Source organism: Nocardioides sp. Z13_37 (assembly GCF_058355585.1).
This window is the reverse complement of the sequence record NZ_JBZGDV010000006.1, coordinates 101,000-124,264: the sequence shown is the minus strand read 5'-3', so window position 1 is coordinate 124,264 and position 23,265 is coordinate 101,000. Positions and strand designations below refer to the sequence as shown.

Here is a 23,265-nt window from a genome sequence, read left to right as displayed (position 1 = left end):
CTCACCCCGCGTTTCTCACCCAAGGAGTTCCTCCCTTGTCCCAGGGCCCCACCACAGACACCGCACCGCGTCCCGACCTCGTGATCGTCGGCGCCGGGCTGTTCGGTCTCACGATCGCCGAGCGGTGCGCCGAGGAGCTCGGTCTCCGCGTGCTCATCCTCGAGCGTCGCCACCACATCGGCGGCAACGCCTACTCCGAGCGCGACCCCGAGACCAACGTGGAGGTGCACAAGTACGGCGCGCACCTGTTCCACACCTCCAACGAGCGGGTCTGGGAGTACGCCAACCGGTTCACCTCGTTCACCGACTACCGGCACCGGGTCTTCGGCAAGTACCAGGGGCAGGTCTACTCGCTGCCGATGAACCTCGCGCTCATCAACCAGTTCTTCGGCCGCTCGCACACCCCCGACGAGGCGCGTGCGCTCATCGCCGAGCAGTCCAGCGAGATCGCCACCGAGGACGCCTCCAACCTGGAGGAGAAGGCGATCAGCCTGATCGGCCGCCCGCTCTACGAGGCGTTCATCAAGGGCTACACCGCCAAGCAGTGGCAGACCGACCCCACCGAGCTCAGCGCCGACATCATCACCCGGCTCCCGGTGCGCTACACCTTCGAGAACGGGTGGTTCAGCGACACCTACGAGGGACTGCCCGTCGACGGCTACACCGCGTGGCTGACCCGGATGGCCGACCACCCCAACATCGAGGTGCGCCTCGAGACCGACTTCCTGGATCCCGCCACAGGGGTCGCCGAGACGTACAAGGGCACGGTCCCGATCGTCTACACCGGGCCGGTCGACGAGTACTTCGGCAACTCCGAGGGCCGCCTGTCGTGGCGCACCGTCGACCTCGAGGAGAGCGTCGTCGACACCGGCGACTTCCAGGGCACCGGAGTGATCAACTACAACGACCAGGACGTGCCCTTCACCCGCATCATCGAGTTCAAGCACTTCCACCCCGAGCGGGAGAAGACCCACCTGCCCGGCAAGAGCGTCATCGTCCACGAGTACAGCCGCTTCGCCGAGGAGGGCGACGAGCCCTACTACCCGGTCAACACCGCCGACGACCGCGCCAAGCTGCTCAAGTACCGCGAGCTCGCCAAGGCCGAGCTGATGGTGCTGTTCGGCGGGCGGCTCGGCACCTACAAGTACCTCGACATGCACATGGCCATCGGGTCGGCGCTGTCGATGTACGACAACAAGCTCAAGCCGCACTTCACCGAGGGCGCCGAGCTCACCAGCGGAGGCATCGACGCATGAGCACCACCACACCCGGCACCAGCACCCCCGCCACCCCCGGCGCCCACGCGGCCGCCACCGTCACCCGGCTGCTGCAGCGCCAGATCCTGCCCGTCGACAAGAACACCGAGGTGTTCCCGCTCTACGTCGACCTCGAGGAGGCCAAGCTCGACACCGACCGGCACGCCGTCGGTGGCGACAAGGCGGCCAAGGACCTCAACAACGCGGCGATCCGCCAGTCCACCTCGACCGGCAAGAAGCTGCACCCCGACCAGATCCGCTCGCGCACCGCGCTGCAGCTGCGGCCCTCGCAGCCGCTGTCCTTCGGCACCTACTTCAACGCCTTCCCCGCCTCCTACTGGCGCCGCCACACCGTCGTCACCGCCGTCGACCTCACCGTCGACGTCGTCGGTGCCGGCACCGTCGTGACCGTCTACAAGTCGATGGCGCGCGGGCACGCCCAGCGCATCCACTCCGGGGTCGTCGAGGGCGAGGGCCCCGACGCGCGGGCGTCGTTCTCGTTCGCGCTGACCCTCAAGCCCTTCGTCGACGGCGGCTGGTACTGGTACGACGTCGTCGCCGGCGACCACGGCGCGAGCGTCGAGGGCGCCGAGTGGACCGCACAGGTCCCGGCCGACCGCGCCGAGCACGGCACCGTCGACCTCTGCATCACCACGATGCTGCCCGACATGAGCGCCCAGCTGCTCGGCCAGCTCGGCGCGGCCGAGGAGCTGCACCCCTACCTGGACACCGTGATGGTGATGGACCAGGGCAAGCAGAAGGTCACCGACAGCCCCTACTTCCCCGAGGCCGAGCGCGGCCTGGGCGACAAGCTGCGGGTGATCGTGCAGGGCAACCTCGGCGGGTCGGGGGGCTACGCCCGCGGCCAGCTGGAGAGCGTGCGCAAGGGCACCGCGACCTACGCGATGATGATGGACGACGACGTCGTCTGCGAGCCCGAGGGCATCATCCGCGCCGTCACGTTCGGCGACCTGGCCAAGCGGCCGACCATCGTCGGCGGCCACATGTTCAACCTCTACAACCGCGCCGAGCTGCACTCCTTCGGCGAGATCGTCCAGCCGTGGCGCTTCTGGTGGCAGACCCGCCTCGACGGCTACAGCCAGTGGGACTTCGCCGCCCGCAACCTGCGCTCCGCGCGCTGGCTGCACAAGCGTGCCGACGTCGACTTCAACGGCTGGTTCATGTGCCTGATCCCGCGCGTGGTGCTCGAGGAGATCGGCCTCTCGCTGCCGGTCTTCATCAAGTGGGACGACTCCGAGTTCGGGCTGCGCGCCAAGCAGGCGGGCTACCCGACCGTGTCCTTCCCGGGCGCCGCGGTCTGGCACGTGCCGTGGACCGACAAGAACGACGGCGTCGACTGGCAGTCCTACTTCCACCACCGCAACCGGATCATCGCGGCGCTGCTGCACTCGCCCTACGAGCGCGGCGGCCGGATGGTGCGCGAGAGCCTCAACCACCAGGTCAAGCACCTCGCCTCCCTCCAGTACTCCACCGCCGAGCTGCGCCACCTCGCGATGGAGGACGTGCTGCGCGGTCCCCACGCCCTGCACGGCGAGCTGGCCACCAAGCTGGCCGAGATCAACGCGTTCCGGGCGCAGTTCTCCGACGCCCAGCTGCACGTCGACCGCGACGACCTGCCCCCGGTGCGCCGCGAGAAGCCGCCCAAGAAGGGCAAGTCCGACATCGAGATCCCCGGCCGCAAGGCGACCCTGCTGGCAGCCGGGCTCGCCCCGCTGCGCCAGCTGCGGCCGGTGCGGAGGATGGCCGAGGACTACCCCGAGACCGAGCTCACCGCGATGGACGCCAGCTGGTTCAACCTCGCGCGCTACGACTCGGCCGTGGTCTCGATGAACGACGGCTCCTCGGTCGCGCTCTACCGGCGCGACCCGTCTCACTACCGCGACCTGCTGCGACGCACGATCGAGATCCACCGGCGCTTCCACCGCGAGTGGCCCGCCCTCGCCCAGCAGTACCGCGAGGCGCTCGGCGAGATCACCTCACCGGAGGCGTGGGAGAAGACGTTCGCGCCCTGGACCGACCCGACCGACCGCCCGGAGGGCGACCCGTCGGGCACCTCGGAATGAGCCTCCGGTGAGCGCCGCGACCTTCGGCCCGGCCCGGCGCACGACGGCCGAGCTCGAGGCCCTGCCGCTGGCGCCGCCCGCCGCGACGGGCCTCGGCGAGGTCGTGCGCCGGCGCTACCTGCTCGGCATGCTGGTGCGCAACACCATCAAGTCGCGCTACCAGGGCACCGTGCTCGGCTGGGTGTGGAGCTACCTCCAGCCGGCCATCCGGTTCCTCATGTTCTACTTCCTGTTCCAGGTCATGATCGGCCGTGGCGCGGGGATGGAGAACTTCGCGATCCACCTGTTCGCCGGCATGGTGATCGTCCACTTCTTCACCGAGACCTTCAACGGCGGCACCCAGTCGCTGGTGCAGAACCGCTCGCTGATCACCAAGCTGCCCGTGCCACGCGAGATGTTCCCGGTGGCCCGCATGCTCGTGGCCGCGTGGCACACCCTCCCGATGATCGTGATCCTGGTCGTGCCGTGCATCCTCCTCGGCTGGCGTCCCGACGTGGTGGGGATGGCGGCGGCCCTGCTCGGCTTCAGCCTGGCCGCCGCGCTCGGGCTGGCGCTGGGCCTGCTGTTCAGCGTCGGGAACGTCTTCATGCGCGACATCGGCAAGGTCGCCCAGACCCTCACCCAGTTCGTCACCTTCAGCGTGCCGATGATGTACCCCTTCACGCTCGTCCAGGAGCGCTTCGGCGAGCCGATCGCGAGCTACTACCTGTTCAACCCGATGGCCGAGGCGGTGCTGCTCATCCAGCGCGGCTTCTGGATCGGCACCACCAGCGACCCCGACGCGACGGCGGCCGAGCACCTGCCCGACCACCTGTTCACCCGCGGGCTCATCATGACGGGCATCTCGATCGTGCTGCTCGTGCTCGCCCAGAGGATCTTCGCGCGGCTCGAGGCCAAGGTCCCGGAGCGCCTTTGATGAGCACCCCACGAAACCGCGGCCTTCCCCCGCTTCGCTCCTCCAGCCCGCGCTTCCGCAGGGACCCCGCATGACGACCATGATCCAGGTGGAGAACGCCACCAAGGCCTTCACGCTGTCCTACCAGCGCTCGCTCAAGCAGACCGTGCTGGCCAAGGTCCGCGGCCGCAAGACCCACGACACCTTCAACGCCGTCGACGACGTCAGCTTCAAGGTGCACGAGGGGGAGTCGGTCGGCCTGATGGGGCTCAACGGCTCCGGCAAGTCGACGCTGCTCAAGCTCATCAGCGGCGTGATGCGGCCCGACTCCGGCTCGGTGCTCACCCGCGGGCGCATCGCCGGCCTGATCGCCACCGGCACCGGCTTCGACAACAACCTCAGCGGCCGGGAGAACCTCTACCTCAACGCCGCCATCCTGGGGATGTCGCGGGCCGAGACCGACCGCAAGTTCGACGAGATCGTCGACTTCGCCGACCTCGGCAAGTTCCTCGACACCGACGTGGCCTACTACAGCTCAGGCATGAAGGCCCGCCTCGGGTTCTCCGTGGCGGTCAACGTCGACGCCGACATCTTCATCGCCGACGAGGCCCTCGCGGTGGGGGACCGGCCGTTCAAGCGCAAGTGCAAGAAGCGCATGGACCAGATCGTGAAGTCCGGCGTGACGATGTTCTACGTCTCGCACGCCCCCGGGTCGGTGCGCAACCTCTGCGACCGCGTCCTGGTGATGGAGAACGGTCGCCTCGGCTTCGACGGCGACGTCGAGGAGGGCATCCGCTACCTCCACTACGACGAGAGCGACGACGACTCCGGCGAGGACGACGGCCTCGGCGCCGACATCTGAGCCGAGCCCGACATCCCACCGGGGAGCGCCGCGCCGTCCGCGTCCTCGCACGCGTCCCGGCGCGAGCCCAGATCCGTGGCTCCCGTCCCGCTCCGAGAAATAGGACCGCGGCACCCCACCGGATCCCACCTTCGTGGCGTGTGGACGTGTGAGGCTGTCCACCCACCCGAGGAGCTCACGCATGCCCGCACCCGCCGGCGACGTCTCCGACCGGCTCGAGAGGCTCGCCGCACACGCGCCGGCCGCGCATGAGCGGGCCGTCCGGGACCCTTGAGTAGCGCCGACCTCATCTGTGGATGAGGCGATCGTGGAGGATCCGGGTCACCTGGTGGCTCGGATACTCCACGATCGCGTCGGAGTCCCCGCTCGAGCGGGGACTCCGGCAGCCAACAAGGGGGCAATACTCCTCGGTCTGCGGGAGCGTCACCGTGGTCTGCGGGAGCGTCACCGTGCCACGCAGACGCCCCGGAGACGGCAGGAGTGCGGGGCGCGGCAGATCGGACCCTCGCGGAGGGGAGCCTCAAGGGGCAGGATCGCTCCATGAGGCCGGGGGGCTGGATGTTGCTGGGCGCGGTGGGGTTCGCCGTGATGGCGGTCGCTGGCGCCTGGGCGCCCGTGCAGCCGGAGATGATCCCCACAGGCGCCGCCTGCCAGACGGCGCCGTGCGGCACGCTGGAGGACCCGGAGAGGTGGCGTCGGGCGTGGTGGCTCTGGTCGATCGGGGCCATGGTCGCGGCAGTCGCTGCGGCGTTCGTCCTGGCGCCGCGGCGGCCGAGCCGGCGAGGCGTCCTGCGTCTTGCGGTGTCTGCGGTGCTGGTCATGGTGCCGGTGGCCGTCTTCGCCTACCTGCTGTCCCTCGGCACCTCGGTGCAAGGAGGCGCCACCGCCGACGCGTGGGTGCCGATCGTGGGAGTCGCGGTGCTCGGTTCGTGGGCACGGGCGCAGCGGGCTCCTGACCCCGGGAACGACGCTCCGAACCGAATCTCGCCCGATTTCGACGGCGATCAGCGATAATTACACCGATGTAACGGCGTGGCGAGTGGAAATTACAACGCTGTAGTTACTCAGAAACTCTTCCGTGACTGGTGTGACTGGTGTGAACTCATCTCTCGTGTGACCTTCCCCCACACAGGAGTAGAGATCCCCATGCGTCCCCTTCAGGCCCGTCTCGTCACCCTCTGCCAGCAGGTGCTGGCGCTGGGTGTCGTGCTCGTCGTGCTCACCCCCGCCTCCGGTGTCGTGTCCCTCGACATCGTGGGGGATACGCCCGGCGCCCCGTCCGCCTCCACCGCGCCCGCGGCGCTGATGTCGGCCACCGTGCCCACCAAGGCGGTCACGCCGGCGGTCACCGAGGTGCCGCTCACCGGCTCGTCCGGTGGGTTCGCCGGGCTGCGTGGGCGCTCCGTCGCCGGCGGTGCCACCCAGGCCCGGGTGGTCAGCACCCCGCAGCCGATCGACGCGTTCGGTGCCGTGGGCGTCACCTGGGAGAGCGGCGAGGTGATCGAGGAGGACCAGATCACCGTCCGGGTCCGCACGCGCACCGGCGAGGAGTGGAGCGACTGGGAGGACCTGGAGTACCACGACGAGCACGGGCCCGACCCCGGCAGCGCCGAGGCGGCGGGCGCGCGCCCCGGCACCGATCCCGCCTTCGTCGGCGACGTCGACGACGTCCAGGTCGAGGCCCGCACCAACGGCGTGGCCCTGCCCGACGACCTCTCCCTGGCCCTGGTCGACCCCGGCTCGGCGACGAGGACCGAGACCGAGGCGCCGGCCGAGGCGCCGGCCGGGACGGCGAGCGAGGACCCCAGCGCGTCGTACGACGAGGAGTACGCCGCGCAGGACGGCTCCACCCCGGCGACCGACGGCCTCGCCCTCCAGTCGGCCACCGTGGCGTCTCGCAAGCAGACGGCCGCGCAGCCCACGATCTACTCGCGCGCCCAGTGGGGCGCCGACGAGAGCATCCGCAACAAGGGCGCGCTGCGCTACGGCTCGATCAGCGGCGGGTTCGTGCACCACACGGTCAACGCCAACAACTACACCGAGGCCCAGGTGCCGGCCATGCTGCGCAGCATCTACGCGTACCACGTGAAGTCGCGGGGCTGGAGCGACATCGGCTACAACTTCCTCGTCGACCGCTTCGGGCGGATCTGGGAGGGCCGCTACGGCGGCATCGACCGCCCCGTCGTCGGCGCCCACACGCTCAACTACAACGACTACTCGTTCGCGATGTCGGCCATCGGCAACTTCGACACCGTCCAGCCGCCCGACGTGATGCTGCGCGCGTACGGCCAGCTGTTCGCGTGGAAGCTGTCGCTGCACGGCGTGAACCCGGCCTCCACCGCGCAGAAGATCGGTCGCGGCACCTTCCAGGCCATCAGCGGCCACCGCGACGCCGGGTCGACGGCCTGCCCGGGCAAGTACCTCTACGCCCAGCTGCCGCTCATCCGCACCTACGCCGCGCAGGCGGCGCCGGTCGTGACCGCGCCGACGGAGCTGGCGATCTCCGAGCCGGCGCCGCAGAACAACCTCGACGCCTCGCCCTATCCCGACCTCGTCGTGCGCCGTGCGTCCGACGGCCGCGGCCTGGTGCTGCCGACGGGCGGCCTCACGTCGTTCCAGAAGCGCATCGTGGTGGGCAAGCGCGGCTGGGACAAGCGCGCCGACGTGCTCGTCTCACCGGACCTCACCGGCGACGGCCTGCCCGACCTGGTGACGGCCGACAAGTCCGGCGTCGTGCGCATCCGCGCCGGCAAGGGCAACGGCAACTTCGGCAAGACCACCCGCAAGATGAAGCTGCGCGGCTACTCGCTGCTGACCGCGGCCGGTGACATCAACGGCGACGGCCGCAACGACCTGGTCGCCCGCTTCAAGGGCCGCCTCGTCACGCTGCTGGCGACCAGCAAGGGCGGCTTCGCCCGCAAGGTGACCCGCAAGGGCTACGGCGAGTACCGGCAGTTCATCGGAGCGGGCGACGTCAACGGCGACGGCCGCGCCGACCTGCTGGTGCGCAAGAAGAACCGGCTGTTCCTGCAGACCGGCTACGGCACCGGCCGGTTCGCCCCGCCGCGCCGGGTCGCCGGGTCGTGGAGCGGCTACAACCGGGTCGTCGCCGGTGACTTCAACGGCGACGGTCGCACCGACCTGGTCGCCCGCACGTCCAAGGGCACGATGATGCTCAAGCCGGGTCGCGGCGACGGCACGTTCGGCGCGGCGCTCGGACCCGCCACCAACCTCAAGTCGATGCGCTGGATCACCGGCGTCAACCTGGTCGGCGGGGCGGGTGCGGACCTGATCGGCGTGTCCGGCAAGCAGCTCGTCGTCGTGGCCAACCGCGACACCTTCGAGCTCGGCTCGCCCATCGACACCGGGGCGTCGTTCGCCGGCATGGACCGCATCCTCAACGCCGGCGACGTCAACCGCGACGGCTTCGGCGACGTGCTGACCCGCGACGGCTCCGGCCGGCTCTGGTTCTTCGCCGGCAACGGCACCGGCGCCCTCGCGGAGGGACGCGTCCTGGGCGAGGGCTGGGGCCCGGTCGAGGGACTGACCGCGGTCGGCGACGTGACCGGCGACGGCCTGCCCGACCTGGTCGGGACCCCGTCCGGCGGCCGTCCGACGGTGTGGCCCGGCAACGGCTCGAGCTTCAACGCAGGCATCGCCATCAAGGGTGGAGCGGTGCCCTCGCGGGCCGGGCTGCCCTCGGACCTCTCCGGCTTCGACTGGGTGCTCGAGGTCCAGGCGATGACGCTCAAGGGATCGGCCGACTACGTCGTGCGCGACCGCTCGAGCGGCGTGGCGTACGTCTACAGCGGCCGCAAGAAGGGCGTGTCCCACCCGCGGGTGCTGGGCGAGGGACTGGGGGCCTTCGACCTGGCCGGGTGAGCCGGCAGGGACGCGAGCCGCGTCCTCAGGCCCGGGCCGTCGCCCGTTCGGCGTCGTAGACGCCGTCGAGGCGAGCCGGGTCGGGGTTGCGGACGAGGACCAGCGAGCCGCCTCGTACGAGGGGCTCGGTGAAGGTGGCCATTCCTGGTGGGGAAGCCGGGTCGGCCACCGAGAGAAGACGGCCGCCGTCGGTGAGCACGCTCCCGACGGCGGCCGTCAGGTCGTCGGAAGGGGCCGGGGGCGGCCCGAAGAGCTCGCGCTGGGTCAGGTCGTCGGTGGCGAGGTCGTCACCGGTGGGCGGGTCCCACGCCGTGAAGCCGTCGGGCTGCGACCAGATCTCCACCCCGACGTCGAGCACCCCGGCCGGCAGCGGCTCGGCGAACCGGACGCCCAGGGGGCGCAGGCTGCAGGCGAGCACCGGCACCGTGGCGGCCCGCGGCGCCCACCGCTCCAGCCCGTCGGGGCCGCACACCACGGCGTCCGGCGCGTCGGACGTGGTGACCCGCAGCCCCACCGTCCAGGCGGCGCCGAGGAACACCGGCGAGAGCCAGTGCGGCGGCAGGTCGATGCGCAGGGACATGCCGCGCTCGAGGTCGGCCACGTCGGTCAGCAGGCCGGACGCCTTGGCCACCCAGTTGGCGTACGTCGTCACCGACAGCTCTACGCGCTCGTCGCCGGCGTGGTCGTAGAACGTCACCAGCGGACGACCTGGCTCGCTGCGCAGCTGCGCAGCGAGCACCTCGCTGAACGTCGCGGCAGGGGTCATCGGCGCCGGACGCCTCAGACGGCGTTGGGCTCCGGGGAGTCCATGTAGGGGTAGTCCTGCATGAAGGTCTCCAGCGCGGAGCCGCTGACCTCGGAGCAGTACTGCCACACGCCGACCTGCTTGGACGGGTCGGTCTCGCCGGCGCCGCCGACCGACCAGTGGGTCAGGGCGACGTGCTGGCCCTTGGGGAAGGCCTTGCCGTCCTCGTCGGTCCACGGCACGGCCTTGAACTTGTCGCGCAGGTTGTCGGTGCCCTGCAGCTTGGAGGCGATGCCGCGCAGGTGGTCCATCTGCTCGGAGTCGTCGGCGATCGTGTCGTCGTACCAGAGGATCGTGTAACCGTGCTCCAGGTTGTGCACCAGCTCGCCGAGCTCGGGGCGGTCGGAGGTCGAGTAGAGCTTGCGGTCCATGCTGTCCCAGACGTTCCAGTGCTGGCCGAAGGCCGGCGGGGAGTCCGGGTAGGTCATCGGCGTGCCGATCTCCACGTGGTCCTGGTTGCCCTCGGCCGGCTTGGTCGTGACGTCCTGGCACACGGACGCCTTCGCGCCGATCTCACCCAGCGAGGCCGAGGCGTAGGCGCGCAGGTCCCACCAGTCCTTGACGGGCTTGAACGCCGCGGCGCACACGATCACGACGGCGACGAGGACGCACACGCCCACGATGGCCAGGCCGCGTCGGTTCTCGCGCTTGGACTGCTGCGATCGGATGGAGTCGATGACCGCCTGACGGTCGGTCTTTGCCTGCTTGGCCACGGTGCTCGGTGTCTCTCGGTCGACTGCTGGAGGGTGCTGCTCGCTGCGACGGTTGCGCCTGCGCGGGCAGAGTCTACGTAGTCGCGGGTGACAGGTGGCACACGACGCGACTTCCGGTCGTCTCCCAGCCTGCGATCCGCCACCCGTGGGCGAAGCACACGGCGGCCACGGCGCCGCGGTCCGAGCCCTCGGGGAGGTGCAGCTCGACGCGGTCGGGGTCGTCGTCGAGGCTCAGCAGGAGGATCGACGACAGCGCCTGACCGGCCCCGACGACGCGACCGAGCGCGGCCTGCAGCTCGTCGGGCGGGGCGGGCGCCCCGAACGGCGCGCGGTCGGCCTCGTCGCCGGCCAGCGCGCGTACGACGGCCTCGCGGGCGCCCCAGCCGAAGAGGTCGCCACCGTCGGGGCGCACCAGCGACACGGCGCCGGGGCCGTCCTCGCCGGGCGGCAGCACGAGGTCGGCCCGGCCCCGCACGACCGCGACCGGCCGGCCGGCCAGCTTGCCCTGGGCGAGCTCGGCGGCCCCGGCGATCTCGTCGGCCACCGCGGGCAGGGTCACCGCGAGCGGGTTGCCGTGGGGGTCGGTCCGGCCGGCGAAGTCCTCGGCGACCAGCAGCCCGGCGGCACCGATGGCGATGTCGGTCTGCCCCTCGCGCCACGCCCGCCCGGAGGTGTCGGTGATGACGACCCCCACGTTGGTCCCGGTGCGCCGGTGCACCTCCCGGCGCAGCGTCCGCGCGGAGGCGTCGGGGTCGAGGGGGAGGAGCACCACCGACCCGGCCGCGACGTTGGAGGCGTCGACCCCGGCCGCCGCCATGGTGAGGCCGAGGCGGTTGCGCACGATGCGCACCGGCCCGCGGCGCGCGACGACGCGCACGGTCTCCTCCTCGACGGCGGCGTCCCGCTCGCCCACCCGGGTGCGACCCTCCGCCTTGCTCACCACCTTGCTCGTCACGCACACGACGTCGCCGTCGGCCAGGGCCGCGCCCGCGCCGGCCCGGTCGAGCGCGTCCAGCACCAGAGCGGCGAGGTCGTCGCCCGCGGAGACCTCGGGGATCCCGTCCGGCGCCCACACCTCCAGGCGGCTCACGGCGCTCACGCGTGGCCGGCGGCGACGAGCGAGACGGCCGCCGCGGCCATCGCCGCGGTGGCGTCGTGGTCGGTCATCATGAGCGGGACGGCCGCGGCGGCGATCCCGGCCTGCTCGAGGGCGGGCACCTGCTCGGCGTCCCGCTCGTCGACGAGCCATCCGTCGAGCACCCCGCCCGCGCGGCGCGAGCCGTAGTGGGCGCCGACGGCACCCGCGCTCACCTCGACGCCGATGCCGGCGAGCATCTGCGCCGCCATCCCGTGCACGGGCGCGGAGCCGACGATGGGGGAGAGCCCGACCACCGGCGCGGACGTCGCGCGCACCGCGTCGCGGATGCCCGGCACCCCGAGGATCGTGCCGACCGAGACGACCGGGTTGGAGGGCGGGAGCACGACGAGGTCGGCCCCGGCGATCGCCTCGAGGACGCCGGGCGCGGGGGTGGCGGCGTCCTGCCCGACCACCACGACCGCCTCGGCCGGCACGGCCGCGCGCAGCCGCACCCAGTACTCCTGGAAGTGCACGACCCGCCGCCCGCTCGGGCTCTCGGCGTCGGCCACGGCCACGTGCGTCTCGACGCGGTCGTCGGACATCGGGAGCAGCCGCACGGCCTCGCCGTGCCGGGGCGTGAGCCAGCGGCGGCACAGCGCCTCGGTGACCTGCGAGAGCGTGTAGCCGGCCTCGAGCATCTGGGTGCGGACCAGGTGGGTCGCGATGTCGCGGTCGCCGAGGCCGAACCACGTCGGCTCGACGCCGTAGGCCGCGAGCTCGTCCTTGGCGCTCCAGGTCTCGTCGCGGCGACCCCAGCCGCGCTCGACGTCGATGCCGTCGCCGAGGGTGTACATCACGGTGTCGAGGTCGGGGCAGACCTTGAGGCCGTGGATCCACCAGTCGTCGGCGGTGTTGGCCACCACCGTGACCTCGGTGTCGCCGGAGCCGCCCGGAACGGTGCCCGTGCGGAGGCCGTGGAGGAGCCCTTGGAGGAAGCGGGCCCCGCCGACTCCGCCGGACAGGACGGTGATACGACGGAGCGTGGCTGCGGATGATGACATAGGAGCAGCCTGCCGGAAGCGGAACGGCCATATCAGATCCGGGCTTGACTACGTGGGTACGACAGGCATGTAATTCCAGTAGTGTCGTTCAATGAACCGGTGTCGTTCAGTTCTGAAAACAGGGTCGAAAGGGCGTCAGCCATGAGAGCAGAACTGTTTCTCCTCGAGCCCGAGGGCGAGGAGTTCGGGTGGCAGGACCGCGCGCTGTGCGCGCAGACGGACCCCGAGGCGTTCTTCCCCGAGAAGGGCGGATCCACGCGGGAGGCCAAGAAGGTCTGCCTGACGTGCGAGGTCCGCGACGACTGCCTCGAGTACGCGTTGATGAACGACGAGCGCTTCGGGATCTGGGGCGGGCTCTCCGAGCGGGAGCGCCGCAAGCTCAAGAAGCGCGCGGTCTGAGGGTCGCGGCCGGGCCCCCGCCGGCCCGCCCCCAGCGCCATCCCCAGTGCCGCCCCGAGCACCGTCCCGACGGTTTCATGGAGCGCGGAGCCCCTCGCTAGGGTGCTGCGGTGACCGTCACTGCGCTTCTCGTCAGTCATGACGGGGCGCGTTGGCTCCCAGCAGTCCTCTCCGGCCTGACCGGGCAGACCCACCCGGTCGACCGCGTCGTCGCCGTCGACACCACCAGCCGCGACGAGAGCGTCGACCTGGTCCGCGCCGCACTCGGCGAGCGGGTCGTCCTCGACGTCGTGCCGGGCTCGACCAGCTATCCCGCCGCCGTGCGCCACGGCCTCGAGCTGGCCCCCGCCGCGGACGACGACGAGTGGGTCTGGCTGCTCCACGACGACGCCAACCCCGCCCCGACGGCCCTGGCCGAGCTGCTCGCCGCCGCCGAGGAGCACCCCGGCGTCGCGATCCTCGGGCCCAAGCTGCGCGAGTGGCCCTCCCTGCGCCGGCTCCTGGAGGTCGGCCTCACCATCACCGGCACCGGCCGGCGGGAGACCGGGCTCGAGCGCGGCGAGTACGACCAGGGCCAGCACGACGCGGTGCGCGAGGTGCTCGCGGTCAACACCGCCGGCATGCTCGTGCGTCGCCGCGTGCTCGAGTCGCTCGGCGGGCTCGACGAGGAGCTGCCGATCTTCGGCAACGACATCGACTTCGGCTGGCGAGCCGCGCTCGCGGGCCACCGCACCCTCGTGGTGCCGCAGGCGGTCGTCTTCCACGCCGAGGCGGCCCACCGCGGCATCCGGCGCACCCCGCTCACCGGCCGCCACACCCACTACCAGGAGCGGCGCGCCGCCCTCTTCACGTCGCTGGCCAACGTGTCCACGCGCGGCTTCGCGTGGCAGTACGTCCGGCTCTTCCTCGGCTCGCTGCTGCGGGTGCTGGGGTTCCTCGCCGTGCGCTCGGTGGGGGAGGCCCTCGACGAGCTCGCCGCGACGCTGTCGGTGCACGGACGTCCCCGCCAGCTCCTCGCCGCCCGGCGTGAGCGGGCCCGGGCACGCCGGGGCGAGGCGGCCGACGTACGCCGCCTGCTGGCGCCGTGGTGGCTGCCCTACCGCCACGGCCTCGACTTCGTCACCGACCTCGCCTCCGCGGCCACGAGCCAGGCCGCGGACGTCGCCGAGCGGCGCCGGCTCGCCAAGGCGACCGAGGAGTCCCCGGCCGCCGGCTCGCGCACCGAGCGTCGCGGCCCGGTCGAGGACGACGAGGACGCCTACCTCACCGACACCGGCATCGTGGCGCGGTTCTTCACCAACCCCGTCGCGGTCGTGCTGGCCCTCTTCACGGTCCTCGCCCTGGTCGCCGGGCGCGAGGCGTTCGGGTCGATCACCGGGGGAGCGCTGTCGCCGGTGCCCGACGCCGCTGCGGACTGGTGGCGGCTGCACGTGTCGAGCTGGCACCCGCTCGGCACCGGCACCGACGTGCCGGCACCGGCCTACGTGCTGCCGTTCGCGCTGGGCGCCACCGTCCTCCTGGGCAACACCAGCGCCGTGGTGTCCGCGCTCATGCTGCTGGCCGTGCCGTTCGCGGCCTGGGGCGCGTGGCGCCTGCTCAAGGTGGTCGGTCGGCTGGTCGACCCGCTGGGCCTGCCGCGCTGGCTCGTGGTGTGGGGCGCGCTGACCTACGCGCTCGTCCCGGTCACGTCCGGGGCGTGGGCCGAGGGCCGGTTCGGCATCGTCGCGGTCTCCGCGCTGCTGCCGTGGACGGCCCATGCCGCCCTGGGCTTCGTCGACCCCGACCGCGACCGGCGCTGGCGGGCCGCCTGGCGCACCGCGCTGCTGCTGGCCCTCGGCGCGGCGTTCGTGCCGGGCCTGTGGCTCTTCGCCCTGCTGGCCACCGCCGTCGTCCTGGGCGCGGCGGCGGTCATCGCCCCGCGGCTGCTGCGCGAGCGCGACAGCTGGGGCCCGCCGGTGGTCGCCGTGGCCGCGACCCCGGTGCTCCTCGCCCCGTGGCTGGTGCCGCTGCTGACCACGGGCTCGGCCTCCGGGCTGCTGCTCGAGGCCGGACGCCTCACCGTCGACCAGGTCACCTTCGGCGGCCTCGTCACCGGCCGGCTCAACGACCTCGGAGCGCCCTGGTGGCTCGGCGTGGTGCTCGCCCTGCTGGCGGTCGTCGCCCTCATCCCGCGGCGGACCCGGGTGGCGGTGCTGCTGTGCTGGCTCGTGGCGCTCGCCGCGGCCGTCGTCTCCGGCCTGCTGTCGCACGTGACCCTCGACCTGCCGGCGGTCACCACCCGCCCCACCCTGGGGCTGTTCGTGGTGATCCTCCAGGGCACGGCGGTCGTGGCGGTCGCGCTCGGTGCTGACGCCTACCTGCGCCGGCTCACCGACCACCACCCGTGGTGGCAGCGGGGCGTGGCCACCGCGCTGGCCGTCGCCGCCGCGGTCGTGCCGCTGGGCGGGCTGGGCTGGTGGCTGACCACGTCGTCCGACGAGGCGGTGCTCTCGGACGAGAGCGAGCAGACGGTGCCGGTCTACATGGAGCAGAGCTCGCTGCTCGGCGAGGAGCACGGCGTGCTGGTCATCGACGGCTCCGTCGAGGACGGCGTGACCTACCGCATCCGGCGCGACGACGGCACCACCGTCGGCGAGGACGAGATCCTCACCCTGGCCGACGAGGACCCCGGCCTGACCCGCGACGTGCAGACCCTGGTCTCCGCGCCGACGCCCGCCGTCGTCGCCGACCTCGGGGCCCGCGGCATCGAGTACGTCGTGCTGAGCTCGCCCGCCGACGGCCGGATCTCCTCGCTGCTCGACGCCACCGCCGGCCTCGAGCAGGCCAGCGCCGAGGACCGCGCCACGCGCGCCTGGCGCGTGGACCGGCCCCTCGACCCCGACTCCGTGGACGGCCCGAGCCCGTGGTGGCGCACCGTGCTGCTGGTGGTGCAGGGCGCCGCCATCGTGCTCGTGCTGGTCCTGGCTGCGCCGACGGTCCGGGCGCGACGGCAGGGGGACCGTGATGGCTGAGCCCACCGCACCCGCCGCCGGAGGCCGCCGCAGGGCGGCCGGGACCACGAGCCGCCGGCCCTCGCCGCTGACGATCCTGGCCCTGGTCATCCCGCTGCTGACCGTCGCCGCGCTCGCCCTCGTCCGCCCGGCCGCCGAGCAGCAGGCCTCCCACGCCCCGACCGACGCGCCGCTCGACCGGGTCACCACGGTCTGCCCCGCCCGGCTGCCCGGCGCCGACGAGGTGCGCTTCGGCAGCACCGGGCTGGCCTCGGGCGAGCTGGCGCTGCGGGTCGGTCGCCGCGAGGAGACCCAGCCCGTGACCGACGGCGTCGCGGCGCGCAAGGAGCGGCGCTACGTCGTGGTCAACGGCACCGGCGACCTGGCCGAGGGCCTGGTCGCATCCCGCTCCGGCGGCGGCTCGGCCACCGACTGCGACCAGCCGGCGCCCGAGCGGTGGTTCACCGGGGTCGGCGCGTCGGCCGAGCACACCTCGACGCTCACCCTCATCAACCCCGACCGCGGCCCGGCCGTCGCCGACGTCACAGTGTGGGACGGCAGCGGGCAGGTGGACGTGCCCGCGCTGCGGGGCGTGCGCGTCCCCGGCGGCCGGTCCACCTCGTTCGACCTCGCCGAGGTCGTGCCCAACCGCGACGCGCTCGCCCTGCGCGTGGTCGTCACCCGCGGCCGGCTCGCCTCGAGCGTCGTCGACGTCGTCGACCCGGTGGGTCGCGCCCGGCCGGTGCGCGAGTGGCTCCCGTCGCAGGCCGAGCCCGCCGCCACGTCCTACGTCGCGGGAGTGGGCACCTCGCGCGCCGACCGCGTCCTCACCCTGGCCAACCCCGGCGACAGCGAGGTGCGGGTCGCGCTCGAGCTGGTCAGCGAGGAGAGCGAGTTCGCGCCCGAGGGCGTGGACGAGGTGACCCTCGCGCCCGCCACCGTCACCGAGGTCGACCTCACCCGCGTCCTGCGTGGGCGCCCGCTGCAAGGCGTGCAGGCGCTGCGGCTGGAGGCGACCGGTCCGGTCACCGCCTCGCTGCGCACCCGCACGGCGGGCGACCTCGCGCTCGCGACGGCCGGCTCCGCCGTCGACCGCGACGCGGCCGTCGCGCTCCCCGCGGGGTCCAAGCGGTTCGTCGTCACGGGCGCGACCGCGCCCGGCCTGGTCACCCTGCGGGCGTGGGCCGAGGACGGCTCCGCAGTGGTCCGCCAGCGCCGCGTCGAGCTCGACCCGGCGACCGCGGCGCGGATCCGGGTGCCCGACGACGCGGTGCTGGCCCTGCTGAGCATCGAGCGCACCAGCGCGGTGGTGTCGGTCGAGGTGGACGACCGCGGCCTGTCGGTGCTGCCGCTGCCGCAGCTCGACACCACCAGCCAGGTGCCCGACGTGCGCCCGGCCCAGCGGTAGCCGGCAGCCTCAGTCGGCGTACCTCTCGTCGACCTGCCCGGGCGTGAGGTTGAGCAGCTCGGCGATCTGCTCGACGACGACGGTGTGCACCATCGCCTCGAGCTCGTCGCGGCTGCTGGAGCGGTGCTCGATCGGGCGCCGGAAGATCACCAGCCGGGTGGGGTCCTGGCCCTTGCCGCGCACCAGCGACGACAGCGGCACTGTCTCGTCGCCCCAGTCGTCGGGAAGCATCGGGGCGTCCTCGACGGCGTACTCCACCAGCCCGAGGTGGCGGTGCCACCGCTCGTCGAGCGGGGTCACCACGTCGAGCACCAGCTGGTCGAAGCGCTGCCGCGCGGTGCGCAGCGCGGGCGTGCCGGGCCGCGTCGGTGCCACGCCCGGACCGCGCATGCCGCGCCCGCGCCGCTCACGGGTCCGGCGCGGTCGCGTCTCGCCGCCGCCCTCGTGTCCGCCCGGCCCACCGCCCGGCCCACTGTTCGCCCCACTGCCCACCCCGATGTCCACGCCGCGAGCCTAAACGCCGCACGTGGGTGCGGCGGGTAGCGTCAGCGCCGTGAGCCTTGCCCGTCGTTGTTCGCGGACGGCGTGTGGCCGTTCTGCGGTCAACACGCTGACCTACGTCTATGCCGACCAGACGGCCGTCCTCGGCCCGCTGGCGACGTACGCCGAGCCCCACGCCTACGACCTCTGCGAGCTGCACAGCGAGCGGCTGTCGGCCCCGCGCGGCTGGGAGGTGCTGCGGCTGGCGCCCGACCCGGCGGCCCAGGGGCCGAGCAGCGACGACCTCCTCGCGCTGGCCGACGCCGTGCGCGAGGCCGCCCGGCCGGCCCCGGCGCCGGTGCCGCTGCACTCCACCGACGACCCGTCCCGTGGCGCCAAGCGGGGGCACCTCCGGGTGCTCACGCCCACTGACTGACCGCGCTCGGCACCCCCTAGGATCATCGGCGTGAACATCGACGAGCAGCTGCTGAGCATCATCGTCTGCCCGGCCTGCCACGGCGAGCTGTCGCCGGCCGCGTCCGGCGGTGCCGAGGAGCTCGTGTGCCAGGGGTGCGGCAACGCCTACCCGGTCCGCGACGACATCCCGGTGCTGCTGGTCGACGAGGCCCGCAAGCCGGTCTGAGGAGCTGGCCGTGGCGACCTGGTTCGACGAGTCCCGGCTGGACGACACCGCGGTGCTGGACGCCTCCGACCTGCGCCTGCGCACCCTCGCCGAGAGCGGCGCCCGGGTGCGGCGCGAGGCCCACGAGGCCGCGGCGGCGACCGCGGAGGCCATCGCCCGCGGTCGCGACGAGTCCCGTCCGCGTGCGGTGATCGCCGCCGGGCCCGACTCGCGCCTGCTGCGCGCGGTGCTGGAGCCGTGGTGCCCGGTGCCGTTCGTGGCCTGGCCCAACCCGGGCCTGCCGGGCTGGGCAGGCTCGCTGGACCTCGTCGTGATGCTGGCGCCCGAGGGCAACGACGCCGGGTCCGCGTCGGCGGTCGCGGAGGCCGTGCGCCGCGGGGCGCAGGTCGTGGTGGCCTGCCCCGAGCGTTCGCTCGTCGGCGAGCACGCCGCGGGGCGCCACGTGACGGTGCTGCCGACCGTGACGGGCGACCAGCTCGCGACGGCGGTGGTGATGCTCGACTACCTCGCCCAGGTGCACCTCGGCCCGCGGGCGGACGCCGAGTCGGTCGCCGCCTCGCTCGACCAGGTCGCCGAGAGCTGCTCGCCGCACCGCGACCTCGCGGTCAACCCGGCCAAGATGCTGGCCATCGCGATGGCCGACGCCAACCCGCTCGTGTGGGGCGGCTCCGTCCTGGCCGCGCGGGCTGCCCGACGGCTCGCCGAGCTGCTCCGTCGCACGAGCGGCCGGTCCGCGATCGCCGGCGACGCCGAGCACCTGCTGCCCGTCATCGAGGCCACCAAGTCCCGCGACCTGTTCGCCGACCCGTTCGCCGACGAGCCCGGCGAGATCCGGCCGCTGCTGCTCGTCCTCGACGACCGCTCCGACGACCCGGCCGTGCGCCAGCAGGCCGGCGAGCTGCGGGCCGCCGCCGCGCGCCACGGCGTACGGGTGGAGTTCCTCGAGACCGACGCCGACGCCGAGGTGGCGCGCTACGCCTCGCTGCTGCTCGGCGGCACCTACGCCGCGGAGTACCTGCGCATCGGCCTCGTCGACGACTGAGCGCGCCGGTCCGGGCCTGGGCGCGGGAGGTTTGGGCCGGTCGACGCGGGGCAGGACTGGGCGGTCAGCACTTCCTTTCCCTGCAGGAGAAGCCATGAACCGCACGTCCCTGTCCCTCGCCGGTGGTCTCGCCACCGCCCTGCTCCTGGTGTCGACGCCCGCCGCGCAGGCCGCCGTCAGCCCCAAGGACGCGCCCGGCAAGGCGGACATCGTCAAGATCTTCCCCGAGCTGGCGGACGGCGAGTTCACGACGGAGCGGACCAACAAGATCGCCGTGCCGGACGGCAGCTGCGGCTCGAACACGCAGAAGAAGGCCACCTCCGCGGTCAGCACCGCGGGCCTGTCGGGCGCGGGCGACCCGATCGTCGTGGCCGGGGTCGCGGAGGTGAAGTCCGCCGGCAAGGCCAAGACCTACTTCAAGGCCTTCACCTCCTACGTCAAGAAGTGCGCCAGCTACACCGACCTCGCCAGCGGTGCGACCGTCACCGTGCGTCCGACCAAGGGCCCCAAGCTCGGCCAGGAGTCCCTCGCGATCGTGCAGGAGACCGTCATCTCGGGCTTCACCAGCCACTCCGCCAGCGTGCTGATCCGCGACGGCAAGCGCATCGCCAGCATCGTGGTGGCCGACGACGCACCGGTCAGCAGCGCCAGCGTGAAGAAGCTCGCGAAGCTCGCCGCCAAGAAGATGAGGTGACCTGAGGCCTCGAGCCCTCGCGTCCGGAGCCCCGGGACCGACCGCCGCGCGCGGCCGGCCCGGGGCTCCGTCGTCAGGGACGGTCCAGCCGCATGCCGAGGACGAGGGCCTCGCCCCCGTGGACGTGGGCGGTCCGCTCCACCTCCATGCCGAGGCGGCGCGCCACCCGCTGTGAGGCTGCGTTGTCGGGCCGGACGAGGGCGACGAGGTGGTCGATCCCGTGGGCGGCCGCGCAGTCGCGCACGGCCCGCGCCGCCTCGGTGGCGTAGCCGTGACCGCGCGCGGCCGGCAGGAGGTGGTAGCCGACCTCGACGTGGGGCGTGCCCTCGACGTCCTGCACGGTCAGGCCGCAGTCGCCGACGAACGTGCCGTCGTGGGTCTCCACGACCCAGAGCCCGAACCCGTGCTCGGCGTGGTTGCGCTCCTGCCACTCGATCCAGCGCCGGCCGTCCTCGCGGGTGCTCGACGGACGGTCGCCGCGCATCGGGTCGAAGGCGACGAGGAGCGCGGTGACGTCGTCGAGGTCGGCCATCCGCATGCGGCGGAAGCGGAGGCGCCGGGTGGGCTCGGGGAGCACCGGGTCAGGCTACGTCCGGGTGCCGGCCGGGGGCCGCTGGTCGACGTCGGTCCAGACCTCCACGAGCTCGTGGAGCAGCCCGTCGCGCACCGTCGCGAAGCTCGCCACGGCGAACTCGAGGCCCTCGCCCGCGCCGCCCGTCGCGGTCACCCGCGCCCGCAGCGCCCCGCGCTCGCCGTCGGCGACGAGGTCCTCGACCTGCATGCCCCCGAAGCCGGGGTAGTCGGCGTTGAACCGCACCCACGCGTCGCGGCCGAAGACCTCGCCCGTGTGCACCAGCCGGCAGGTGAAGTCCCCGTGCAGCAGGTCGGGCAGCGCCTCCCAGTCATGGGCATCGATGACCTCGGCGAGCCGGGTGAGCAGTGTCTGCGCGTCCATGGGGCGCAGTCTGGCGCATGGCACTGACATCGGCCGCCGGGCGCGCTGACGGGGATCACGAGGTGGACCTGGAGCGGGCCGGGCCGCGGCTCCGGCACGTCGCCGGGTCCTGGCAGCACGAGATCCACGCGAGGTGGACATGGAGGCCACCGGGCTGGGTGCCGTCACCGGCTCGGCGAGGGAGTGCGTGCGATGTTCGGTGGCGGCGCTGAGTGGCGTTTGCCAGCCTGGCCGGGCTGCGGTGGGCGCCCCGCCAGGGGCCCCGGGCGTGCCGGTGGCCCCGCTACCGGGTGGGTGGCGGGGTGTGGGGCGGGGTCATGGTCGGCGGGGTTGCGGGATGCCGGGTGGGTCCGGCTCGTCGATCCGGGTGGTGCCGGATGCGTCGCGGCGGTAGCGGTGACCGTGGGGTGACGTCCACTCGTACGCTCCGGGGCCGGTGGTCTCGTAGCGCCAGGCGGTGTGGGTCTTGAGGCGATGGTGGGACCGGCACAAGGCGGCGAGGTTGGATGTCTGGGTGGGCCCGGGCTGTGGTCTGCCCTCGGCGGCGGCGTCGTGGTCGTAGGCGATGACGTGGTCGATGTCGCAGCCGCGGGCGGGGCGGGTGCACCACGGGAAGACGCAGGCGGCGGTCTCGAAGGACGACCTGGTCGCGGAGCCGGTCGGGGATCGCGTAGGCAGGGGTGTGCAGGTGGGTGTTGAGGTCGATGACCGGCTTGATCGTGACCTTGGTGCGCGACTCGCCGCACCAGCCGCGGATGTGGTCGAGCAGCACGAGCCGCTGGCGCTCCTCGAGCCGCCCGGTGGGACCGAGGACGGTGGCGTCACCGGAGAACGTGGCGTCGACGTGGGCGTGCAGCACGACCTCGCGGGCGACGGGCAGCCCGTCCTCGGTGCGCGTGGTCGCGGTGGCGCCTTGGTGGTGGAGGTCGAGCGCCGTCTGCGTCCGCGCGAGGTCACCGAGCGCCACGGAACGGCGCGCGTCCAACGACTCCACGGAGCCGAGCGCTGCGAGGGTGGCGGCGCCGTGGGCGAGCGCGCGGTCGAGGTCGAGGGCGTCGGCCATGTCGAGCTCTGCCTCGAACCACATCGTGCCCGCGAAGTGGACCTCCTGGTCGTGGAGGGTGGCGTGGCGGGGGTCGACGTAGAGGTAGCCGTCCTCCGGATCGGAGGCCGGGTCGGGCGCGGCGAGGTCGTAGCGCTTGATGGTCTCGGCGACGAGCCGGTCGAGCTGCGCCGGGCCAATGCGCCCGGCGACGGCGGCCACCTGCGCGTCCACGTACGCCGCCGCCTCACGTGTCAGCGCGGGGGTGGTGTGGATGGTGACCTCGGCGACCGCCCGGGCGCGCCATGCCGGGACCCTGCCGGCGTGGACCTGCGCCCACAGCCGGGGGAGGCGGTGGCGCAGCTCGAGGGCGTGGCCGATGAGCCTCTTCGCCGACACCGTCGAGACGCCCAGGACGCTCCCGAGCTCGGCGACGCAGAACTCCGCGACCAGCGGGGCACCCTCGCCTGCGATGGGCTCCTCGTGCTCACAGCCCGGCACCGTGAAGGAGGCCGCGGAGTGGATGGACTCCGGCGGGTGCAGGTCGGCCCACTGGGCGGCGAGCACGAGCTGGTCGGCCGCGGCCCGCTCCTCGGCGGCGCGACGCTCGCGGATCGCGCGCAGCACACCGGCGGCGGTGAGGTCGTCAACCCCACCTGCCGCTTGTGGCCCTACCAGTGCTTCGATCACGTGTTCGATTCTACCGTCGACCACCGACAGTCGCCTGCCCGCGACCGAGCTGTTGATGAACGACATGGCCCATGGTCGAGGGGCCGGCCGCAAGCGCGCGACCTGCGGCGCTATCTCGAATGGGGCAGCGGCGTGGCGACGGTCGCCCCACGACGCGGTCTTGGCCCGGCTGGCGGTCGCGGGCGTCAGGCGCCCGTGGCTGCGGTGCTACGCGGCCACCCCGCGGACGGCCCGCGGCGCGCCGCGGCGCGCCGCGGTCCCCATGGCGTAGTGGTGCGTCTCTCTG

At 73.1% G+C, this 23,265-nt stretch carries 21 protein-coding genes; 13 read left to right on the top strand and 8 right to left on the bottom strand.

All coding sequences use genetic code 11. From position 1 onward, the window contains the following. Positions 1 to 35 precede the first annotated feature (35 nt). The 6 genes from glf to AC4H2S_RS15020 all read left to right on the top strand — a co-directional run bounded on the left by glf (position 36) and on the right by AC4H2S_RS15020 (position 8,979). Positions 36 to 1,256 carry a UDP-galactopyranose mutase gene (gene glf, locus AC4H2S_RS15045; protein ID WP_491497781.1) on the top strand — a complete coding sequence of 407 codons (1,221 nt, stop codon included), beginning with the start codon at positions 36 to 38 and terminating at the stop codon, positions 1,254 to 1,256. Continuing rightward, positions 1,253 to 3,340: a glycosyltransferase gene (locus AC4H2S_RS15040; RefSeq protein ID WP_491497780.1), complete on the top strand. Its 2,088-nt coding sequence runs from the start codon at positions 1,253 to 1,255 to the stop codon at positions 3,338 to 3,340. Before glf ends, AC4H2S_RS15040 begins: the two co-directional genes overlap by 4 nt. A 7-nt stretch (positions 3,341 to 3,347) precedes the next feature. Then, a complete protein-coding gene (locus AC4H2S_RS15035) occupies positions 3,348 to 4,256 on the top strand; it encodes an ABC transporter permease (RefSeq protein ID WP_491497779.1) in 909 nt (302 codons plus the stop codon). 70 nt (positions 4,257 to 4,326) lie between these two features. Further along, positions 4,327 to 5,097 carry an ABC transporter ATP-binding protein gene (locus tag AC4H2S_RS15030; protein ID WP_491497778.1) on the top strand — a complete coding sequence of 257 codons (771 nt, stop codon included), beginning with the start codon at positions 4,327 to 4,329 and terminating at the stop codon, positions 5,095 to 5,097. A gap of 540 nt (positions 5,098 to 5,637) precedes the next feature. Beyond that, positions 5,638 to 6,111, top strand: a complete 474-nt coding sequence (locus AC4H2S_RS15025) for a hypothetical protein (protein WP_491497777.1) — start codon at positions 5,638 to 5,640, stop codon at positions 6,109 to 6,111. A 132-nt stretch (positions 6,112 to 6,243) separates the two neighbouring features. After that, positions 6,244 to 8,979 (top strand): FG-GAP-like repeat-containing protein, encoded by a 2,736-nt coding sequence (locus AC4H2S_RS15020; RefSeq protein WP_491497776.1) that lies wholly within the window; start codon positions 6,244 to 6,246, stop codon positions 8,977 to 8,979. Positions 8,980 to 9,004: 25 nt separating this feature from the next. Here the strand turns inward: AC4H2S_RS15020 and AC4H2S_RS15015 are convergent, their stop codons facing one another. From AC4H2S_RS15015 to cofD, 4 genes are all read right to left on the bottom strand, one after another. After that, positions 9,005 to 9,745: a TIGR03089 family protein gene (locus AC4H2S_RS15015; protein ID WP_491497775.1), complete on the bottom strand. Its 741-nt coding sequence runs from the start codon at positions 9,743 to 9,745 to the stop codon at positions 9,005 to 9,007. A gap of 14 nt (positions 9,746 to 9,759) precedes the next feature. Further along, on the bottom strand, positions 9,760 to 10,497 hold the full coding sequence (locus AC4H2S_RS15010) for a DUF3105 domain-containing protein (protein WP_491497774.1): 738 nt from the start codon (positions 10,495 to 10,497) through the stop codon (positions 9,760 to 9,762). 73 nt (positions 10,498 to 10,570) lie between these two features. Continuing rightward, entirely contained in the window at positions 10,571 to 11,587 is a 1,017-nt protein-coding gene (cofE, locus tag AC4H2S_RS15005) for a coenzyme F420-0:L-glutamate ligase (RefSeq protein WP_491497773.1), read from the bottom strand. A 5-nt stretch (positions 11,588 to 11,592) separates the two neighbouring features. Then, positions 11,593 to 12,636, bottom strand: coding sequence for a 2-phospho-L-lactate transferase (gene cofD, locus AC4H2S_RS15000; protein WP_491497772.1), 1,044 nt, complete (start codon positions 12,634 to 12,636; stop codon positions 11,593 to 11,595). Between the two features lie 141 nt (positions 12,637 to 12,777). Here cofD and AC4H2S_RS14995 point away from each other — a divergent pair, with 141 nt between their 5' ends. The 3 genes from AC4H2S_RS14995 (at position 12,778) to AC4H2S_RS14985 (ending at position 17,433) form a co-directional block, all read left to right on the top strand. Beyond that, on the top strand, positions 12,778 to 13,035 hold the full coding sequence (locus AC4H2S_RS14995; protein WP_056605988.1) for a WhiB family transcriptional regulator: 258 nt from the start codon (positions 12,778 to 12,780) through the stop codon (positions 13,033 to 13,035). Positions 13,036 to 13,145: 110 nt separating this feature from the next. After that, positions 13,146 to 16,046: a glycosyltransferase family 2 protein gene (locus AC4H2S_RS14990; RefSeq protein ID WP_491497771.1), complete on the top strand. Its 2,901-nt coding sequence runs from the start codon at positions 13,146 to 13,148 to the stop codon at positions 16,044 to 16,046. Beyond that, entirely contained in the window at positions 16,039 to 17,433 is a 1,395-nt protein-coding gene (locus AC4H2S_RS14985; RefSeq protein WP_491497770.1) for a DUF5719 family protein, read from the top strand. The genes AC4H2S_RS14990 and AC4H2S_RS14985 overlap by 8 nt, the downstream gene beginning before the upstream one ends. Positions 17,434 to 17,442: 9 nt before the next feature. Here AC4H2S_RS14985 and AC4H2S_RS14980 read toward each other — a convergent pair whose 3' ends face one another. Then, complete coding sequence (locus AC4H2S_RS14980; RefSeq protein WP_491497769.1) at positions 17,443 to 17,808, bottom strand: metallopeptidase family protein; 366 nt, start codon at positions 17,806 to 17,808, stop codon at positions 17,443 to 17,445. Positions 17,809 to 17,986: 178 nt separating this feature from the next. On the opposite strand from AC4H2S_RS14980, the gene AC4H2S_RS14975 reads away from it, so the two are divergent. From AC4H2S_RS14975 to AC4H2S_RS14960, 4 genes are all read left to right on the top strand, one after another. Further along, on the top strand, positions 17,987 to 18,349 hold the full coding sequence (locus AC4H2S_RS14975) for a DUF3499 domain-containing protein (RefSeq protein WP_491497768.1): 363 nt from the start codon (positions 17,987 to 17,989) through the stop codon (positions 18,347 to 18,349). A gap of 30 nt (positions 18,350 to 18,379) precedes the next feature. Beyond that, on the top strand, positions 18,380 to 18,556 hold the full coding sequence (locus tag AC4H2S_RS14970) for a Trm112 family protein (RefSeq protein WP_491497767.1): 177 nt from the start codon (positions 18,380 to 18,382) through the stop codon (positions 18,554 to 18,556). A 10-nt stretch (positions 18,557 to 18,566) separates the two neighbouring features. Then, positions 18,567 to 19,598, top strand: coding sequence for an SIS domain-containing protein (locus tag AC4H2S_RS14965; RefSeq protein WP_491497766.1), 1,032 nt, complete (start codon positions 18,567 to 18,569; stop codon positions 19,596 to 19,598). A 94-nt stretch (positions 19,599 to 19,692) separates the two neighbouring features. Further along, positions 19,693 to 20,292: a hypothetical protein gene (locus tag AC4H2S_RS14960; RefSeq protein ID WP_491497765.1), complete on the top strand. Its 600-nt coding sequence runs from the start codon at positions 19,693 to 19,695 to the stop codon at positions 20,290 to 20,292. Between the two features lie 73 nt (positions 20,293 to 20,365). On the opposite strand, the gene AC4H2S_RS14955 is transcribed toward AC4H2S_RS14960, so the two are convergent. The 3 genes from AC4H2S_RS14955 to AC4H2S_RS14945 all read right to left on the bottom strand — a co-directional run bounded on the left by AC4H2S_RS14955 (position 20,366) and on the right by AC4H2S_RS14945 (position 22,979). Beyond that, positions 20,366 to 20,869, bottom strand: coding sequence for a GNAT family N-acetyltransferase (locus AC4H2S_RS14955; protein WP_491497764.1), 504 nt, complete (start codon positions 20,867 to 20,869; stop codon positions 20,366 to 20,368). A 9-nt stretch (positions 20,870 to 20,878) separates the two neighbouring features. After that, positions 20,879 to 21,247: a nuclear transport factor 2 family protein gene (locus tag AC4H2S_RS14950; protein ID WP_491497763.1), complete on the bottom strand. Its 369-nt coding sequence runs from the start codon at positions 21,245 to 21,247 to the stop codon at positions 20,879 to 20,881. Positions 21,248 to 21,530: 283 nt separating this feature from the next. Beyond that, positions 21,531 to 22,979, bottom strand: coding sequence for a DUF222 domain-containing protein (locus AC4H2S_RS14945; RefSeq protein ID WP_491497762.1), 1,449 nt, complete (start codon positions 22,977 to 22,979; stop codon positions 21,531 to 21,533). Positions 22,980 to 23,265 lie beyond the last annotated feature (286 nt).

What these genes read in the sequence shown, in the direction of transcription:
- AC4H2S_RS15015 (WP_491497775.1), bottom strand. Translation starts at nt 9,745, where the DNA reads ATGACCCCTGCCGCGACGTTCAGCGAGGTGCTCGCTGCGCAGCTGCGC.
- AC4H2S_RS15030 (WP_491497778.1), top strand. Translation starts at nt 4,327, where the DNA reads ATGACGACCATGATCCAGGTGGAGAACGCCACCAAGGCCTTCACGCTG.
- AC4H2S_RS14960 (WP_491497765.1), top strand. Translation starts at nt 19,693, where the DNA reads ATGAACCGCACGTCCCTGTCCCTCGCCGGTGGTCTCGCCACCGCCCTG.
- AC4H2S_RS14995 (WP_056605988.1), top strand. Translation starts at nt 12,778, where the DNA reads ATGAGAGCAGAACTGTTTCTCCTCGAGCCCGAGGGCGAGGAGTTCGGG.
- cofD (WP_491497772.1), bottom strand. Translation starts at nt 12,636, where the DNA reads ATGTCATCATCCGCAGCCACGCTCCGTCGTATCACCGTCCTGTCCGGC.
- AC4H2S_RS15020 (WP_491497776.1), top strand. Translation starts at nt 6,244, where the DNA reads ATGCGTCCCCTTCAGGCCCGTCTCGTCACCCTCTGCCAGCAGGTGCTG.
- AC4H2S_RS15025 (WP_491497777.1), top strand. Translation starts at nt 5,638, where the DNA reads ATGAGGCCGGGGGGCTGGATGTTGCTGGGCGCGGTGGGGTTCGCCGTG.
- AC4H2S_RS14985 (WP_491497770.1), top strand. Translation starts at nt 16,039, where the DNA reads ATGGCTGAGCCCACCGCACCCGCCGCCGGAGGCCGCCGCAGGGCGGCC.
- AC4H2S_RS14950 (WP_491497763.1), bottom strand. Translation starts at nt 21,247, where the DNA reads ATGGACGCGCAGACACTGCTCACCCGGCTCGCCGAGGTCATCGATGCC.
- AC4H2S_RS15040 (WP_491497780.1), top strand. Translation starts at nt 1,253, where the DNA reads ATGAGCACCACCACACCCGGCACCAGCACCCCCGCCACCCCCGGCGCC.